1 rRNA gene is annotated in these 1,137 nt (G+C 53.2%); it reads left to right on the top strand.

The features are described from left to right. Positions 1 to 1,137 (top strand): 23S ribosomal RNA (locus K1558_RS32600); the annotation flags it as partial.

The raw sequence follows: 1,137 nt of genomic DNA, 5'->3' as shown, positions 1-1,137 counted from the left end.
TCACTGGTCGAGTGACTCTGCGCCGAAAATGTAACGGGGCTAAACACACCACCGAAGCTATGGCTTGGATCGACTTCACTGCGCCTTTGAGGCGTGTTTATCCAGATTGACATTAATGCCGTGAAACATCCGAAGGGATGAATGGCTAAATGCTCTCAGGGGATAAACACGGACTTCGAAGCTGGAGTGAAGTCGATCCAGGGGTAGGGGAGCGTTGTGTATACGTTGAAGGTGTACCGTAAGGAGCGCTGGAGAGTACACAAGTGAGAATGCCGGTATGAGTAACGAAAAGATCAGTGAGAATCTGATCCGCCGAAAGCCCAAGGTTTCCTGAGGAAGGCTCGTCCGCTCAGGGTAAGTCGGGACCTAAGGCGAGGCCGACAGGCGTAGTCGAAGGACAACAGTTTGAAATTACTGTACCACCGTAATCCGCTATGAGCGATGGGGTGACGCAGGAGGGTAGTGACGCGGACTGATGGATGTCCGTCTAAGCAGTGAGGCTGGTGTGCAGGCAAATCCGCACACTGTAAGGCTGGGCTGTGATGGGGAGCGAAAATTACAGTAGCGAAGGTCATGATCTCACACTGCCAAGAAAAGCCTCTAGCCAGGAGAAGGTGCCCGTACCGCAAACCGACACAGGTAGGCGAGAAGAGAATTCTAAGGCGCGCGGAAGAACTCTCGTTAAGGAACTCGGCAAAATGACCCCGTAACTTCGGGAGAAGGGGTGCCTCGGTAGGGTGAATAGCCCGAGGGGGCCGCAGTGAAAAGGCCCAAGCGACTGTTTAGCAAAAACACAGGTCTGTGCGAAGCCGCAAGGCGAAGTATACGGGCTGACGCCTGCCCGGTGCTGGAAGGTTAAGGGGAGTGGTTAGGAGCAATCCGAAGCTATGAACCGAAGCCCCAGTAAACGGCGGCCGTAACTATAACGGTCCTAAGGTAGCGAAATTCCTTGTCAGGTAAATTCTGACCCGCACGAATGGCGTAACGACTTGGGCGCTGTCTCAACGAGAGATCCGGTGAAATTTTAATACCTGTGAAGATGCAGGTTACCCGCGACAAGACGGAAAGACCCCATGGAGCTTTACTGCAGCTTGATATTGAATTTGGGTACGATCTGTACAGGATAGGTGGGAGCCG

The sequence above is a fragment of the Paenibacillus piscarius genome (assembly GCF_022234545.1).
Taxonomy (GTDB): Bacteria; Bacillota; Bacilli; order Paenibacillales; family Paenibacillaceae; genus Paenibacillus_AQ; species Paenibacillus_AQ piscarius.
This window is presented reverse-complemented; position numbering and strand designations above follow the sequence as displayed.